18 protein-coding genes are annotated in these 16,804 nt (G+C 54.1%); all 18 read left to right on the forward strand.

Features of this window, described 5'->3' with window-relative positions:
* Nucleotides 1–2 precede the first annotated feature (2 nt).
* The 18 genes from QO008_RS00465 (at nucleotide 3) to QO008_RS00550 (ending at nucleotide 16,770) form a co-directional block, all read left to right on the forward strand.
* Complete coding sequence (locus QO008_RS00465) at nucleotides 3–218, forward strand: acetyl-CoA carboxylase biotin carboxyl carrier protein subunit (protein WP_126465150.1); 216 nt, start codon at nucleotides 3–5, stop codon at nucleotides 216–218.
* A 283-nt stretch (nucleotides 219–501) separates the two neighbouring features.
* Nucleotides 502–1,827 carry an electron transport complex subunit RsxC gene (rsxC, locus tag QO008_RS00470; protein WP_307383288.1) on the forward strand — a complete coding sequence of 442 codons (1,326 nt, stop codon included), beginning with the start codon at nucleotides 502–504 and terminating at the stop codon, nucleotides 1,825–1,827.
* A 12-nt stretch (nucleotides 1,828–1,839) separates the two neighbouring features.
* Nucleotides 1,840–2,805, forward strand: a complete 966-nt coding sequence (locus tag QO008_RS00475) for an RnfABCDGE type electron transport complex subunit D (RefSeq protein ID WP_197721112.1) — start codon at nucleotides 1,840–1,842, stop codon at nucleotides 2,803–2,805.
* Nucleotides 2,806–3,387: an RnfABCDGE type electron transport complex subunit G gene (locus QO008_RS00480; RefSeq protein WP_126465154.1), complete on the forward strand. Its 582-nt coding sequence runs from the start codon at nucleotides 2,806–2,808 to the stop codon at nucleotides 3,385–3,387.
* A 10-nt stretch (nucleotides 3,388–3,397) separates the two neighbouring features.
* A complete protein-coding gene (gene rsxE / locus QO008_RS00485) occupies nucleotides 3,398–3,991 on the forward strand; it encodes an electron transport complex subunit RsxE (RefSeq protein ID WP_126465156.1) in 594 nt (197 codons plus the stop codon).
* A gap of 10 nt (nucleotides 3,992–4,001) precedes the next feature.
* Nucleotides 4,002–4,577, forward strand: coding sequence for an electron transport complex subunit RsxA (gene rsxA, locus QO008_RS00490; protein WP_126465158.1), 576 nt, complete (start codon nucleotides 4,002–4,004; stop codon nucleotides 4,575–4,577).
* A gap of 12 nt (nucleotides 4,578–4,589) precedes the next feature.
* Nucleotides 4,590–5,555 carry an RnfABCDGE type electron transport complex subunit B gene (rnfB, locus tag QO008_RS00495; protein ID WP_126465160.1) on the forward strand — a complete coding sequence of 322 codons (966 nt, stop codon included), beginning with the start codon at nucleotides 4,590–4,592 and terminating at the stop codon, nucleotides 5,553–5,555.
* A 95-nt stretch (nucleotides 5,556–5,650) separates the two neighbouring features.
* Nucleotides 5,651–6,031, forward strand: coding sequence for a NusG domain II-containing protein (locus QO008_RS00500; RefSeq protein ID WP_307383295.1), 381 nt, complete (start codon nucleotides 5,651–5,653; stop codon nucleotides 6,029–6,031).
* Nucleotides 6,032–6,035: 4 nt separating this feature from the next.
* A complete protein-coding gene (locus QO008_RS00505; RefSeq protein ID WP_126465163.1) occupies nucleotides 6,036–6,542 on the forward strand; it encodes a Gx transporter family protein in 507 nt (168 codons plus the stop codon).
* Between the two features lie 2 nt (nucleotides 6,543–6,544).
* A complete protein-coding gene (locus QO008_RS00510) occupies nucleotides 6,545–7,081 on the forward strand; it encodes a Maf family protein (RefSeq protein WP_307383299.1) in 537 nt (178 codons plus the stop codon).
* A 12-nt stretch (nucleotides 7,082–7,093) separates the two neighbouring features.
* The gene (radC, locus tag QO008_RS00515; protein ID WP_126465167.1) at nucleotides 7,094–7,810 is read left to right on the forward strand and encodes a RadC family protein; all 717 of its coding nucleotides are present in this window, start codon (nucleotides 7,094–7,096) and stop codon (nucleotides 7,808–7,810) included.
* A 5-nt stretch (nucleotides 7,811–7,815) separates the two neighbouring features.
* A complete protein-coding gene (gene mreC, locus QO008_RS00520; RefSeq protein WP_307383302.1) occupies nucleotides 7,816–8,655 on the forward strand; it encodes a rod shape-determining protein MreC in 840 nt (279 codons plus the stop codon).
* A complete protein-coding gene (locus QO008_RS00525) occupies nucleotides 8,652–9,146 on the forward strand; it encodes a hypothetical protein (RefSeq protein ID WP_307383306.1) in 495 nt (164 codons plus the stop codon). Before mreC ends, QO008_RS00525 begins: the two co-directional genes overlap by 4 nt.
* Nucleotides 9,139–12,357 carry a penicillin-binding transpeptidase domain-containing protein gene (locus tag QO008_RS00530; protein WP_307383309.1) on the forward strand — a complete coding sequence of 1,073 codons (3,219 nt, stop codon included), beginning with the start codon at nucleotides 9,139–9,141 and terminating at the stop codon, nucleotides 12,355–12,357. Before QO008_RS00525 ends, QO008_RS00530 begins: the two co-directional genes overlap by 8 nt.
* Before the next feature lies 1 nt (nucleotide 12,358).
* Nucleotides 12,359–13,021, forward strand: a complete 663-nt coding sequence (locus QO008_RS00535; protein ID WP_307383312.1) for a hypothetical protein — start codon at nucleotides 12,359–12,361, stop codon at nucleotides 13,019–13,021.
* A gap of 66 nt (nucleotides 13,022–13,087) precedes the next feature.
* Entirely contained in the window at nucleotides 13,088–14,947 is a 1,860-nt protein-coding gene (locus QO008_RS00540) for a TIGR03960 family B12-binding radical SAM protein (RefSeq protein ID WP_307383315.1), read from the forward strand.
* Entirely contained in the window at nucleotides 14,922–15,605 is a 684-nt protein-coding gene (locus QO008_RS00545; protein ID WP_307383318.1) for a TIGR03936 family radical SAM-associated protein, read from the forward strand. Before QO008_RS00540 ends, QO008_RS00545 begins: the two co-directional genes overlap by 26 nt.
* Nucleotides 15,589–16,770 carry a ribonuclease E/G gene (locus tag QO008_RS00550; protein WP_307383320.1) on the forward strand — a complete coding sequence of 394 codons (1,182 nt, stop codon included), beginning with the start codon at nucleotides 15,589–15,591 and terminating at the stop codon, nucleotides 16,768–16,770. Before QO008_RS00545 ends, QO008_RS00550 begins: the two co-directional genes overlap by 17 nt.
* Nucleotides 16,771–16,804: the final 34 nt, after the last annotated feature.

The following is a 16,804-nucleotide window of genomic DNA, read 5'->3' on the forward strand; positions in this document are numbered from 1 at the left end:
ATATGAAGATCTATGCACCGCTTCCGGGGAAGATAGAAACGGTTTTTTTCGAAAAAAACAATATGGTTTCAAACCATGCGATCCTTATGACCTTGGAGAGCATGAAAATGTACTTGCCGATCTTCGCCAATGCGACAGGCGTTCTGGTGTTTACGGTTCGTGCCGGCGATACGGTTGTCGCCGGCGATGTCTTAGCGGAGATCGAAACGGAGAAATAGTTTTCCCGCTATTAATAAGAAGGAACGGCGAGACTTCGCCATGTACCCCTTGCCGGCGAAAATCGGGAACAGGTTTTCATATTTTTCTGCTGTAGATGTCTTTGTCGAAATCCCCGTTCCATTTTTACCAAATACTAGATTTTTTATCATGCTTTTGATAAGATAATGGAAGATGAAAGCTGAAGAGCGACCAAATCGGGGAGGATTTCTCCACCCCGATTTTTCCGGTACAGCAAAACGATTGCCGGCGCTCTTCATTTCCAGAAATGCAAGGGGTGAAAGAATGGCAAAGACGAATCTCACTTTTTCTGTGGGCGGCATTCATTTTGATGAACACAAAGAGCTTACAGAAGGAGTAGCAATCGAAGTTATGCCTTTACCGAAGGTGGTTCGCATTCCCATGAGCCAACACATCGGTGCTCCGTGTAAACCGACAGTGGCTGTCGGCGATCACGTTTTGAAAGGGCAAATTGTCGGAAATTCCGACGCGTTTATCTCAGCGGCCGTACATAGCAGCGTATCGGGCGAAGTCGTATCCATCAAAAAGGGATATGCGGCAAACGGTATGTATACGGATATGGTCGTAATCGAATCCGACGGCAAGGACGAATTGGATCCTTCCATTCAACCGATTGAAAACTATGACGATTTGACCATCGATGAAATCGTACAGCTCGTCAAAAACGCCGGCATCGTCGGCATGGGCGGGGCGGGATTCCCCCTCCATGCGAAGTTAAAAAGTGAAGATCCGGTACTGGATGTGGTCGTATTAAACGGCGCGGAATGCGAACCGTTTTTGACTTGCGACCACCGTTTGATGTTGGAAAAAGCCGACGAACTCTTCGGTTCTTTAAAGCTCTTCCAAGATTTGTATAAGACCGACGAAGCGTATCTGGCGATCGAAGAAAACAAGCCCGATGCGATCGAAAAGGCGAATCAAATGGTCGCCGACGTCTACCCGACGCTCAAGGTAGCGACCATGAAGACCAAGTATCCCCAAGGGGACTCGAAGCGGCAATCCGAAGCGATCTGTGGCAGAATTGTTCCCCAAAACGGCGTTACCAACGACGTCGGCGTATTTTTGACCAATGTCGCCACGGCGAAGGCGTATTACGACTTGGTGACCAAAGGTATGCCCTCGATCGAAAGAATTCTCACCGTATCGGGATCGGGTATCGAAAATCCGAAGAACCTGGTGGTACGCGTGGGTACGCCGGTACAGGATATCCTGGAATTTTGCGGCGTAAAGGACAATGTCGTCGAATTTATCTGCGGCGGTCCCATGACGGGTAAGTCGATCTTCGACTTCAACTCTCCCGTAACCAAGACATCTTCGGGGATTTTGGCGTTTACGGAAGAAGAGATTCAACCGGCCGAAGAAGGCCCCTGCATTCAATGCGGACGTTGTGTCGATCACTGTCCGGCCAATATCAATCCGACGCGAATCAACGCATCGATCTTGAGACATAGACTGGACCTCTGCCAGGAATACTATGCCGACCAATGTATGGAATGCGGCATCTGTTCGTTCGTATGTCCGGCAAAACGCTATCTCAGCGAGTCGGTCAAGCTGGCCAAACGCGAAGTTCGCGCCAACGCTCGTAAATAACAGGAGGTCAACGTGGAAAAGAACTTAAATACCAAATCTCCTAGTTTACAAGGAGACGGGCGCTTCGTACAACTGGCGCCGCACATTCGTTCGAAAGAAACCGTATCGAAGATTATGCGTGACGTATTGATCGCGTTGGTACCGGCCGTCGCTGGTAGTATCTACTTCTTCGGCATGAACGCGGTGATCATCTACATTATCAGCATTCTCTGCTGTGTACTCAGCGAGTATGCCTTCCAAAAGATCGCCAAAAAACCCGTGCAAATCGGCGACCTGTCCGCCGTGGTAACCGGGGTCCTTTTGGCAATGAATATGCCCGCGGGCATTCCCTGGTATGTACCCGCCATCGGCGCGGTATTCGCCATCGTCATCGTTAAGGAAGCCTTCGGCGGCATCGGCGGCAACTTCGTGAACCCGGCACTTGCGGCACGGGCGATGTGTATGCTGTCCTGGCCGGCTTTGATGGCGACCTATCTGAACCCCGACGGCGTCGCCGCCGCCACACCGCTTACGATTATTAAAGAGGGCGCGGATTTGGCACAACTGCCTTCTCTGCAAAGAATGTTTATGGGAGACATCGGCGGCGTAATCGGCGAGACTTCCGTACTGCTTCTCTTGATCGGCGCGGCCTATCTCTTGATCCGCAAGGTCATCGACTGGAAGATTCCCGTCATCTATATCGCATCGGCGGTCGTATTCTTGCTTCTCTTCGGCATCGATATGAACACCATTCCGTACGAAGTCATGGGCGGGGGCCTTATCCTCGGTGCCTTCTTTATGGCGACCGACTACAGCTCCACGCCGCAAGGGGACAGAGGCAGAATCATCTTTGCCATCGGCTGCGGTCTGATCACGGCCTTGATTCGCACAAAGGGATCCATGGCGGAAGGCGTTTCCTACTCGATCCTCTTAATGAATGTGGCAAGTCCTCTGATCGAACGCTTCACGAAGACCGAAGCATATGGGGAGGCGAAATAAATGAACAATTTCTTACGTAACGGCATCGTCCTGTTGGTTATCGCCGCCGTATCTGCCGGTTTGCTCGCCGTGGTAAACGGCTTTACCTCGAAGGTAATCGCGCAGGCGGAATTCGAAAAATCCGTAGAAGCCTATGTGGAGATCTACGGCGATAAGGCGGACGACTTTGAGCCTTTGGAAGAGGCGAAAAAAGCGGCCATCATCGAAAAATATCCGTCGGTACAAGACATCTTTGTCGCCAAGAAGGGTGGCGAGATCGTAGGCTACGGCATCAACCACATCACCTCCGGCTACGGCGGGGAAATGACCAATGCCATCGGCCTGTTGAACGACAACACCATCGCGGGATTCCGCAATATTCAGAACGCCGAGACCCCCGGCATCGGTACGCAAATTACCGAAGCGCCGTACTTCGACAAATTCGAAGGCAAGTCTTTTGCAAACGGAGAATTGAAGGGCAGCCCCGAAGCCTCCGGCGAAGATGAAATCCCCATGATCAGCGGTGCCACGGTTTCGTCCACGGCGGTGCTCGACGGTGTAAACTCTGTCCTTCCCGCCTACGCGGAAATCAGTGCACAGTAGGAGGTAGATCATGAGTTTAGGAAAAGTTTTTACAAACAGTATCTTTAAGAACAACCCGATCTTTATTCAAATGATCGGTCTGTGTTCGGTCCTCGCGATCACCACGCAGGTATCCTCGGCAATCGCCATGGGCGTTGCGGTTACCTTCGTATTGATCTGCTCCAACGCGGTCGTCAGTATCTTGCGCAATGTGATTCCCGAAAACGTTCGGATCCCCGCATTTATCGTCGTCATCGCCACCTTCGTAACCTTGGTCGAAATGGTGCTTCACGCGTACATGCCCGCGATCTATGCGGCACTGGGTATCTTCTTGCCCTTGATCGTCGTCAACTGCTGTATCCTCGGGGAAGCGGAAGGCTTTGCCTACCAAAACAAGCTGGTTCCTTCCATCGTGGACGGCTTAGGGACCGGGATCGGCTACAGCATCGCCGTTCTCGCCATGGCCATCGTCAGAGAACTGTTCGGAAGCGGTACGCTTTTGGGCATGCAGGTATTCCCGGAATCCTATCCCGGAATCGGCGTTCTGATCTCTCCGGCCGGCGCGTTTATCCTCTTGGGTCTCTATATCGCAGCGTATCGCAGCTTTATGGCGAAGAGAGCTTAGGGGGTAGACAATGAACTCGATTTTAACCATTCTCATTTCGACCATCCTGGTCAATAACTATATTTTTGCACGTTTCTTGGGGATCTGTCCCTTCCTGGGCGTCTCTTCCAAGACCGAAACCGCGACGGGTATGGGCATCGCCGTAACCTTCGTCGTCGTCATCGCATCGGCGGTCACCTGGTTGCTGCAACGCTTCGTCCTGGACGCATTCGGACTCGGTTACTTACAGACCATCGTATTTATTTTGGTCATCGCTTCTTTGGTGCAGTTCGTCGAGATGTTTATCAAAAAATCCTCTCCGGCGCTGTATTCCGCCATGGGCGTATTCTTGCCCCTGATCACCACCAACTGTATGGTACTCGGGGTTACCGTGTTGAACGTACAAAGCGAATACAATCTCTTTGAAGCCATTATCAGCGGCCTGGGCGCATCCTTGGGCTTTACCCTCGCACTGTTGCTGCTGAGTGCCTTGAGAGAGCGCATGGAAATCATGCCGATACCGAAACCCCTGCAAGGCGTGCCGATCGCATTGATCAGCGCCGGCCTGATGGCCATCGCCTTTATGGGGTTCCAAGGATTAGTATAGGAGGCGCATACCGTGGATATGCAAAATGTAATTTATGCAGTCTTGATTCTCGGTGTTTTGGGTCTGTTCTTCGGGGTCGTACTGGCATATGCATCGAAAGTATTTGCCGTTGAAATGGACCCGAGAGTCGTCAATGTCATCGACGCACTGCCCGGCGCAAACTGCGGTGCCTGCGGGTATCCGGGTTGTGAAGCGATGGCCAATGCCATCGTCGCCGGCGAAGCACCCGTCAACGGCTGTGCCATCGGCGGACAAGAAGTTGCGGAAAACGTCGCGGAAATCATGGGACAATCCGTGGGCGATGTGGAAAAACAAGTGGCTGTCGTACGCTGCCAAGGCGATTGCGATAAGTCCAAGAACAAATACGAATACAACGGCCTCGTGGACTGCCGCCTGATCGGCGACTTTGCCCAAGGCGCCAAGGGTTGCTCCTCCGGATGTCTCGGCGGCGGCACCTGCGTCAGCGTCTGCGAGTTCGACGCCATCCACGTACACAACGGCATCGCCGAAGTGGACAAGGAAAAATGTGTGGCTTGTAAGAAGTGTATCGAAATTTGTCCGAAGCACATCATCGGCCTGATGCCCTATAAGCAACAGACCGAAGTCAAATGCTCTACTCACGATCCGGGCAAAGTCGTGCGCACCAACTGCTCCATCGGCTGTATCGCCTGCGGACTGTGCGAGCGCAACTGCCCGAAGGATGCCGTTCACGTCGTAGACAATCTAGCGAAGATCGACTACGAAAAATGCATCAACTGCGGCATCTGTGCATCGAAGTGTCCCACCGGCGCGATCTTCGTCGAATACCCCGAACGGGTTGAAAAGATGAAGGAAAAGGACCGCCAAAAGAAGGCGGAAGCGGCCAAGGCAAAACAAACCGTGTCCGCCGGCGCCAAGGCGAAGGACAACGACGAAAAAATTAAAGCCGCCGACGACGAAAAAGTCTTAAAGGCGGAAAATAAAAAGAAAAACAAATAACGGTTTTTCCTCATAAGGGGATGCAGCTGGGCTGCATCCCCTTTCTGTTCCCCGGTTTTTGTGTGGTATAATAAGAAAATGAAAAAGGGGGAAGCATGAACCGAACGGACCGAATCATCGCGCTTTTGGTACTCGTCGTCGCACTGGGACTTGCGGCGACGCAGCTATTGCCGAATCGAGCGCCGAAGGGCGATGTATATATCAGCATCCAAATCGACGGCAAGGAGATGGACCGAATCCCGTTTCGCCGCGAAAATTTCAATAAGCGCTTCGTCTATCACGGCATCGAGGGCACCAATGTGATTACATTAGACGAAAAGGGGGCGAAGATGATCGAGGCGGATTGCCCCGACCAAATCTGTCTGCGCATGGCGCCGATCAAAGAGCCCGGCGAAATGATCGTCTGCCTGCCCCATCGCGTCATCGCAGAAGTGAAATCCGAGGAAGTACAGGATATGGACATCCTGCTTAGGTGATGCGATGAATCGCTATACTATACGCAAACAAGTATTTTTGGGCGTGCTCCTCGCCGTCGCCGTGGCGGTGGGCTATATCGAGACCATGATCCCCCTTCCGGTCGCCATGCCCGGGGCGCGTCTGGGTCTTTCCAATGTGGTCATCCTTACGACCATCGTGGTATTCGGTTCCAAGGAAGGCTTTTCTCTCGCGCTGTTAAAGAGCGTGCTCTTGATGTTGGTCACCGGGAGCGTGACGGGATTTTTCTACAGTTTTTCGGGCGCCTTGCTCTCGTCCATCGCCATGATCCTCGTCTATCGCTATGTAAAGAGCGCATCGATGATCGGGGTGAGCATCGCCGGATCTTTTTTTCACAATCTGGGACAGGTGTTGATGGCGATTTATATCGTAAAGAATCCGGGGCTTTTGACCTATCTGCCCCTTCTGTTGATCCTGGGGCTCTTTACCGGATACTTTGTAGGACTCACTGCCGATAGGGTGAGTACACATTTGCAAAAGATCGGAGTATAAACATGGGTTTGATTTTGGCGTCGAATTCGCCGCGCAGAAAGGCGATTTTACAGCGGGAGGGCATCGCGTTTACGGCGATCTCTCCGAACTTCGAAGAAGAACAAATTCGGCGTTCCAAGCCGGAAATCTATGTAATGCAGCTCGCCTACCAAAAGGCGATGCGCGTGCGAGAACAGCACCCGAAGGATGTGATTCTCGCCGCCGATACAGTCGTGGTACTGGGAGAGGAGATCCTCGGAAAGCCGCGGGACAGAAAAGACGCCGAGTCGATGCTCTCGCGGCTGCGCGGCAGGACGCATCGGGTGCTGAGCGGCTATTGTATTCTCGGGAAGGAAAAATACGTGGACTACGAAGAGACACGAGTACACTTTCCCGATTTTTCGGATGAAAGTATGGCTGCGTATCTCGACCGCGATCTATACGCCGATAAGGCGGGCGCCTATGGCCTGCAGGATATTACCGAATTTACGGTCCAAATCGACGGATCTTACGACAATGTAGTGGGGCTTCCCGTCGAAGCGATTCGGGCGCATCTGTAAGGAGGGGGAAATATGGCAAAGGAAGCGGTTCAAAAGCGACCCTTTAAGGAACTCAGCGATCACGAAAAACCCGAGGAGAAACTGCGTATGTACGGCGCTTCCGCCCTCAGCGACGCCGAGCTGTTGGCGCTCTTTTTGCGCACGGGCACCGAAGGCACGACCGTCTTGGAACTCGCAGATACGGTGTTGGAAGCACTGTGTGCCAAGACGCCGACGGCCCCCGGCTTGAGCAGTTTGCTCTACGGCAGCTACGACGATTTTCTCGCGGTCCGCGGCATCGGCAAGAGCAAAGCGGCCCGCCTTGCCGGCATGTCAGAGATCGCCCGGCGCATGCGCGCAACGCGGGTGCAGGGACAGGCGATGACCTCTCCGGCCATGATCGCAGCGTATTTTATGGACGATATGCTGGGCCTGCAGCAGGAAGAATTTCGGGTCGTCGGGTTGAATCCCAAAAAGGAGATCCAATTCGTCGAATGCGTCACCAAGGGCACGATCAATTATACGGTGGTCCATCCCCGTGACGTGTTTCATTTTCCCGTAACCCGACTCTGTCATTCGATCATCTTGGTGCACAACCATCCGACGGGGAACCCCGTCCCTTCAAAGGAGGACCGGGATCTGACCCTGCGCCTCAAACGAGCGGGCGAAATCATGGGGGTTCCCGTAGTCGATCACATTATCATCGGCGGCGATACATATTACAGTTTTTGTCAGGACGGAGCGTTATAGAATTTATGAAATCATTGGAACAAGTGAAACGGCGTCGCAATCTGCGATTTGCGGCCCTCGTGCTGATTCTTTTTTTCGGCATCAGCGGCCCCGGACGATCGATCCTCTCCGCCTTTGAGGGCCTCGTCGCCGCGGCGATCTCGCCGGTGACATCGACGGCGGGCGCGGGGATGAGTCGCACCGCCGATGTCGTCGACAGCATTTTGCATGTGGGGAGCCTGCGTCGCGAAAACCGCGCTATGGAGGCGGAACTCGCCAAATTGCGGGAGGAAAACCGCAATTTGAACGACATCGTCAATCGTTCTTCCTACCTTTCCAATGCCGCCGCCATCGAGGGCAATCACAGCAAGGGCGCGGTCAAGGCGAATATCGTCGCCAAGCCCGCGGGTATGTATTTCTATCGCTTTACGATCGACAAGGGAACGAAAGACGGCATCCAAAAGGGGGATACCGTCGTCAGCGCCCTGGAACAGGGAAGCGACGCCTCGGTGGAAGGACTGGTGGGCTATATCACAGAAATCGGACCGCATACCGCCAAGGTGCGCAGCATCGTAGACGAAGAAAACGCCGTGAGTTTTCGAAGCATTCGCACCGCCGACGGCGGCATCGTGCGCGGCCTTAACCGCAAGCTCGAAGGGTACGCCTTCGATATGTACGCGGATTTGGTGGTGGGAGACCCCGTGTTTACGACGGGAATCGGCGACGGCTATGAAAAGGACGTCTATATCGGCGCCGTAAAAAAGGTGGAAACGGACGAGGATAAGATGGTTAAGAGCATTAGCTTGGAAAGCGCCGTAAACTTTCACAAGCTCTATGAAGTCTATGTATTAAAGGGGGCGCGATGAAACTTCTCTTGTATGTCTTGATCTTTCTTGCGCCGTTTTTGTACCCATCGATGCTCTTTCAAGGGCTTCCGCTCCTTTTGCGCGGGTATTTGCCCTTCGCCGTGGCGGCGGCGCTTTTTATCAGAAGTCGCCCCCTCGCCTGGGCGGCGGGCATCTTCTCCGCCATACTCTTAGACGTCTTGCTCGCGCCGGCACCGGGGATCTTTCTTCTCTTTCACGCCCTGTTTTTGGGGAGTTTGTATATTACGCGGGGGTTGTTTTTTCAACCCTCTCCCGTCGGCATGGGCGTTTTTGTGGCGGCGGATATGCTGGTGCTCGAGATCGTGTATTTTCTGTTGCTCTTGATTTTGGGCTGGAAGGTGCCGTCTATGCCCGCAAATGTATACGTCATGATGCCGCTTTCTACCGCACTGTATACCGCCGTCTTTGCGACGGGTGCCGCGGATGCGCAGCGCGGTTATCGGAGGATGGGAAGGAACGCTGATGAATAAGCTCTATGAAAAACTGAAAGACGCGGATCGCTATAAGATATTTAGCGGCATCGTGCTGTTTCTTTTGGCGGCGCTCGTGCTTCAGTTGGCGCGCATCACCCTGATTCACGGCGACGAATACAGAAAGCTTGCCGACAGCCGGCGCGTCAAAGACATCGCAATTACGGCGCAGCGCGGCAAGATACGGGATCGAAACGGCGTCGTGCTCGCCGGCAATCGACCGGTATTTGCCGTGCAGCTTCGTAAGGACGAGGTCAAAGCGCTTTCGAGCAAAGACCGAAACGGCAGCTATCTTTTGCTGAGCCGCTATCTGGAAGAAGACGGCACAAACTATATGAAGTCCAGTCCGATTCTCTTAGACAGCTTTGTATATACGGACATCGAATCCTACCGGCACAAGGGCGATCCTCAAAAAGCGGTGCTCGAAGCCCTCGTAGGCTCTGAAAAACTGGAGAGTTTTCTGCGCGCCGCCTACACAAAACCCTATGACAGCCACTATGCGTTTCGCGTATTGGACCGCATCTTGGGGAACGAAAACTTTGGCGATGCCATGATCGCGCGCGGGGGAAAGCCCGTCTATGTCGATTCGCAAAAGACGACGGAATTTAAGGAGCGCTACGGGCTCCCCAAGGAATCCTACGCCATGGCGGATCTGTTGCAGGTGGTCCGGGAAAATCCGGTGTATATTCAGGAAGTGCTGGACCATCCCATCGGCCGGCGGCTCGCCTATGAACGAATCGGCGCCGAAGTGCCGGGCATCGGCCTAAGAGACTACGGCAACGAATATTACGACGCCTATATTCAAAATAAGGTGCGTCTGATGGAGATTTCTCCTGACGTCAGCTGGACCAGTTCCGCAGAAGACGACTTTGTCAGTGTTTTGATCGAGCGAGATGCCGAACGATTTTTGACCGCCAAGGCGTCGGTTACCGAAGAGGCCATATCCTTCTTAAAGCAAGAAGGGGCAGACATTCGCGCCGCGAAGGAAAAGGGCGATGTCGTGCCCATCGACGACAAGAAAAACCCCGCATACGGCGCGCTTTCCGAACTCGCGAAGGACAAAAAGCGCTTGCGAAAATTTCTTCGGCGCGAGGGGATGTATGCCGCGGCGCAGGACCATCTGATCGAAGCGGGAATCGCTACGGGCATCTCGGTCGCCGGGGATGCGCCTGCCTATACGCAACTGAACAACGCGGTGGATCTTTCGAAGCGCGCGGGACTAAAGGATTCCCTCTCTTCGGAGGAGATCTTTCACGCGCGTGCAGAAAAGCTGGGCATCAATCCCCAACTCAGCCCCTATGAAATCGCCGACATCGTCAATATTTATGATTCCATCGGCAGCCAGGGCAATTACGCCTATATTCCCATTCACTATGCCTACGAAGTGAAGGACGAGACCGTGGCAAAGATCGAGGAAAATCTCAACAATCGCGCCGGCATCCATATCTCTGTGGAGCCGATCCGCTATTATCCCGAGGTCAATGTGGCGAGTCACGTGCTGGGCTATATCGGCAATATCGCCCAAGAGAAGGAAATCAAAAAATACATCGACGAGTTGGGGTACAATCGCAACGACCTGATCGGAAAGACCGGCATGGAGCAGGTCTTCGAGGAACGCCTGAAGGGAAAAGACGGCCGCAGAACCGTTACCGTAGACTCCTCGGGAAACACCACCGGCGTGATCCGCGAAGAAAAGCCCGTCGCCGGAAAAGACGTGCGCTTAAGCATCGACGTCCATCTGCAAAAAAAGGCGGAGGAGAGCCTCGCCACCGTACTGCAACAGATTCGTACCGGCGAGATGTATCAATCGCCCTGGGGTAATTTTAATTATCTTACCAGCAAGGACAAGGGCGGGCCGTACAAAAACGCATACAGCGGCGCCGTGGTGGTGGCCGATGTAAAGACGGGACAGGTGCTCGCCATGGCGAATTATCCTTCGTTTGACCCGAATCTGTTCGCCACCGGCATCAGCTCCACCGCCTGGGAGAGCCTCAAGCCCAAAGAGGAGAAGAATCTCCTCGCGCCGCGGCCGCTCTACAATATCGCCACGCAATCCGCCATTCAGCCGGGGAGTATCTTCAAAATGGTCACCGCCTCGGCCGCCCTGGAAAAGGGTCTGGATCCGGAGATGGCGATACCCGACGGCGGCTATGTCGACGTAGACGGGCAGATATTCGGTTGCTGGCTCTGGAACCAAAGCCGCCAGGTGCACGGCAACGAGACCCTCGCCATGGCGCTTAGGGATTCCTGCAACTATTATTTTTATTCCCTCGGACTGGGTAAAGATCAACGTAGAGACAAAGATCTCGGCATACGCGTCAAGCCGGAAGAAATCAACGACATGGCAGAACGCTTCGGATTGGGAGAAAAGACGGGGGTTGAGATTCAAATCCCCGCCGAAGCCGGCGGCACGCGGCCGGATCCCGAAGGCAAGGGAAAGATCATCAAATCGCTGCTCAAGCGACATCTCGACGCCAATATGGATGTCTACCTGAAGGGCGTTAATACCGATCACGAAAGGGAAAAGATTCGAGACCAAATTCTCGCGATATTGGATGCGGAAGAAAAACCCGATCGCACCGCCGTCTATGAGCGACTAAAGGCGATCGGCGTCGATCCCGATGCCAAGGGCCGCGGGCAAAAGGTGGGTCTGGCGGATCTGATCAAATATACCTATGTGGACCAGGCGCATTGGAACACCGGCGATACGATGAATGTCGTCATCGGGCAGGGCTCCAATGCCTATACGCTTTCGCAAGTTACGCGCTATATGATGGCGCTCGCTAATAAGGGCACCCTCTATCCGCTTTCGCTGGTGGAGGAGAAGAATCCGGCGCAGGAAGTGCAGAAAGTGGGCATGAATCCCCGCTTCTACGACGATCTGAAAAAGGGCATGGTGATGGTCTCTAAAAGCGGACTCAACGGAAAGCTCTTTAATGAATTTCCCGTCGAGATCGCCATGAAGACAGGGAGTGCCGAGCGGGCAGGCGCCAATCCCTATACCGGGGAGACCTATGACGCCTTCGGCTGGCAAGTGGCCTATGCCCCCGCGAACGACCCCGAGATCGCGGTGGGCGTCGTCCTCTTTCAGGGCGGAAACGGCGCCAACTGCGGACCCGTTATGCAACAAGTGATGGCGGAATATTTCGGCCTATATAAAGACGTAAAGGACGATATGCTCCCCATCGAAACCGGATTGGATTTGGAGTAATATGATACGAGTACTGATAGGAACCGCCGGCGGCGTGGGAACGAGCGCCATCGCGCGGGATTTTGCAAGAGAAAAGGACGGGGCGCTTCTGATCGAAGCGAGCAATCGCATGCGCGTGCAAGATCTATTTGTAGAGGGCGCGGACAGCCATATCTACGATTATTACGATTGGATCTCCGGGCGCATAGAGTCGGAAAAAATCCCCTTTCGACACGAAGCGTACGATCTCATACAAGGGAACCCCTTTCAGGACGCCGAAGACGTGGCAGAGAGCGACTTTGCAGCTGCCGTGGCGGCGTTGGCGTATGAGGAGATCGTCGTCGACCTCTCCCGTTACAGAGACGTAGACCTCCTTCGCTGGATCCAAGCGGCGGATGTGGTCCACCCCGTACTGCGCGCCGATGCGGTGTCGGAAAGGGGGCTCGACCGTATCCTCCTGTTGCTGATGCGGCATCGTATCGACGCCGACATTCGCCCGATCTACAACCGCCTGCTTCCGGGCGAGAGAGAAAAAATAGACGTAGACAAATGGGCGGAAGATGCGGTATTGTATTTTGAAGAGTCCGAAAATGTGCGGTTTACGACAGAAGAAACTGCGCCCGCCGCGAAAGAAGAGAAGACCGCGGGGCGTTTTTGGGATATTTTCCGACCGAAGAGGCAGTAGGAAAGCTACTGTCTTTTCTTATATGCGGGGACGCGTCCCGTCGATAGAAAGGCGAAGAGGAGTGCTATGATTCAATCGGAAAAGCTGGAGAAATGTCTGAAAAAAGTAGAAAAGCCCGCTCGCTATATCGGCAGCGAACTGAACAGCATCTACAAAGAGGATCCGAAACTGCGTTTTGCATTCTGTTTCCCCGACGTCTACGAGGTGGGCATGAGCCATTTGGGAATGCAGATTTTGTATTTTGCCATCAACGAACAGCCCCACCTCGCATGCGAGCGCGCCTTTGCGCCCTGGCCGGATATGGCGGAGGAGATGAAAAAGGAATCGATCCCCCTCTACGGATTGGAATCGAAGTTGCCCCTTTCCGAGTTCGACGTGGTGGGCTTTACCCTCCAATACGAAATGAGTTATACCAACATCCTCTATATGTTGGATCTCGCGAACATTCCCTACAAGGCCGACGCGCGGCGAGAAGACGATCCCATCATTATCGCCGGCGGTCCTTGTGCCACGACGCCGGAGCCCTTGGCAGATTTTATCGACTGTTTCGTCGTCGGGGAAGGGGAAGAGATAAATATCCGCCTTCTGGAGACCGTGCGACGGGGAAAGGAAGCGGGAAAGAAAAAGCGCGAGATCTTGCGAGATCTTGCAGAGCTCGAGGGCATCTATATCCCCGCTTTTTACGCAGTGGATTACGACGAAAACGGACTGATCGCCGGGCGCCGCGCCCTCGTACCGGAGGCGAAGGAGACGATTCGCCGCATACGCCTTCACGATATGAACGAAGGCTTTCAACTGGATCGGCAGATCGTGCCCTTTATCGAAACGGTACACGATCGGGCGGTGGTGGAGCTCTTTCGCGGCTGCACGCAGGGTTGCCGCTTTTGCCAGGCGGGGATGATGTATCGTCCCATCCGTGAGCGCGATACCGAAACGCTCCTTACCATGGCGGACAACATCCTTAAAAACACCGGCTACGACGAGGTGTCTTTGACCTCGCTTTCTTCGTGCGATTATCGCATGTTGATGCCTTTGGTCGACGAATTGGTGCGGCGGTATGAATCGGACAATGTGGGCATCAGCCTGCCGTCGCTGCGCCTGGACAGCTTTATCGTCGACGTACTGCGCCAAATCGAAAAGGTGCGAAAGAGCGGCCTCACCTTTGCCCCCGAAGCGGGGAGCCAAAGAATGCGCGATGTGATCAACAAAAACGTCACCGAAGAGGATCTCATGTGGGTGGTGAACAGCGTCTTTGTCGAAGGGTGGAGCCGCATTAAGCTCTACTTTATGATCGGCCTGCCGGGCGAGGAGATGGAAGATGCCCTGGGCATACGCGATCTCGCCTATAAGGTGAAAGAGGCGTTTTTCGATCGCCCCAAAGAAGAGATTCGCGGGCATTTTACAGTGACCGCATCGGCGTCGTGCTTCGTTCCCAAGGGGTTCACCCCCTTTCAATGGGCGCCGCAGGACAGCCTCGAGACCTTTTTCGAGAAAATTCAGGCGCTGCGTGGGTCGATACGCGATCCCAAGGTAAAGTTTCAGTACCACGACCCCTATACTTCGCGCATGGAGGCGATCCTCGCCCGGGGCGACCGGCGGACGGGGGCTTTGATCCAAGAGGCCTATACGCGGGGACAGATCTTCGACGGCTGGAGCGAATACTTCCGCTACGATGTTTGGGAGCAGGCGATGCAGGCCGCCGGGATCGACGGCGACTTTTACGCCAATCGCACCCGTGCCTTTGACGAGATTTTGCCCTGGGATTTTATCGACATCGGCGTCAGCAAAGCGTATCTGAAAAAAGAGTACCAAAAGGCGATGGAAGGCATTACGACGCCGGATTGCCGGGGTGCCTGCAATGGCTGCGGCATCCGAAACTGCGAAATGTGGGAGGAATTTCATGCAACTGCGCCTGGCATTCAGTAAAAAAGGGATGATTAAATTTATTTCCCACCTCGATACTGTGCGTGTCTTTACCCGCGCCATTCAACGGGCGAAAATCCCGGTCCTCTGGTCCGAGGGCTTCAACCCCCATCAGAAGCTTTCCATTGCACAGCCTCTGAGCGTGGGAACCGAGAGCGAATACGAGGTGGCGGATCTCGAGGTGGAAGACGGCACCGACCCCGAAGCCGTGAAGCGGGCGCTGAACGAGGCGCTTCCCGACGGCATTCGGATCCTCGCGATAAAGGACGACTTCGACGCGACATCGGTGTTCGAGCGCATCGAAACCTCGCGCTACCGGCTGTTCTTTCCCGCGACGATCTATCCCGCAATAGAAGCACTCGAGGAGATCACCGAACGCGCCCTGGCGCGGGAGGAAATCCTCGTTCGGCGGCGCAAGAAAAAGGGCAAAAAGCGGATCTTTGTCGACGAGGACATTAAACCTGATATATTTTCGATCGAATGGAAAGAAGAACGGGGCGGCAGCGCCCTCTACGCCCTGTTAAAGGCGGGCGGCCACGGCAATCTGCGGCCCGACCGATTTTTGGCTGGCGTATTCGAAGAATCCGGCCTGGATACGGACTATGTGCAAATCAGGAGGATGATGAGTATGGATCGTGACGGCAATGAAGTACAAATCTGACGCCTTTTTATTTGTCGATGCGGAAGAGCCGAAACTGATGGGCCGAATCGAATCCGGCGTCTTAAAGGAGATCCACCTCTTCGGCAGGTCGTCGATGGTGGGAAATATATACCGCGGCTATGTAAAAAATGTCCTGCCCGCCATGGACTGCGCCTTCGTCGACTTCGGCGAGGGCGAAGCGGGCTACCTCCCCATGAAATATGTCTATCCGCTTCCGTATCGAAAGTCGATCAAAGGCGGCGATACGGTGATCGTCGAGGTCAAAAAGATGCCTTTGGGGGACAAGCGCGCGGTTCTTTCTACCGATTACAGCCTGCGCGGGGAGTATCTGGTCCTCTTGCCCGCCAATCGCGGGGTGCGAATCTCGAAAAAAATCGAAGACGACGCCGCCCGCACGCGCCTCAAGCTCTGGGCAGAAGGGCTGCCCGACCGTCCGGGTTTTATCGTCCGCACCGAGGCGATGGCGTGCGATGCCGATGTGTTGGAGCGGGAATACCTGCGGCTGGCGGAGATCGCAGAGGCGATCGAAAAAGAAAGAAATTTTTTGCCCCCGACCAAGCGTCTCCGATCGGACAATCTGCAGGCGAGTCTGTTTGTCCGCCACCCGGAGCTTCCGATCGTAATCAATGATCACGCCGTCGAAAAATACATTTCCGATTCCTATCGGACCGTCTACGATCCTTCCTTCAGTTTGCGGGGACTGGCCCAATATCGAAAGCAATTCGACGAACTCTTTTTTGGCGTCGTCCCCCTTCCTTCGGGCGGCAATATCGTCATCGACGAAACCGAAGCCTGCGTTTGTATCGACGTCAACAGCGCATCGGTCAAGAAGCAGGGGAGTTTTCAGGCGATGCGAAGGTCCGTCAATGCCGAGGCGATGGAGGCGTGTATTGCACAGATTCTGCTGCGCAATATCAGCGGCATGATCGTCATCGACTTTTTGCACGGTATGGACGAGGAGGAAAAGGCGGAGATCGCCGAAAGATTTCGTCGCGGGCTCGCGGACGATCCCATGAATTCTACGGTCTACGGCTTTACCGCCATGGGCCTGTTTGAGCTTTCTCGCCAGCGACGGGAAGCCTCATTTCCCGCCGCCTACTGGGCGCGAAAAACCCAGAACCGCGAGCGCATAAAAAAAGAGATTTCTCGAGAGAAAAAATTGTAATTTCTAAAAAATTGTGGTATCATACTTTGATGTA

The sequence above is a fragment of the Aedoeadaptatus ivorii genome (genome assembly GCF_030815095.1).
Taxonomy (GTDB): domain Bacteria; phylum Bacillota; class Clostridia; order Tissierellales; family Peptoniphilaceae; genus Aedoeadaptatus; species Aedoeadaptatus ivorii.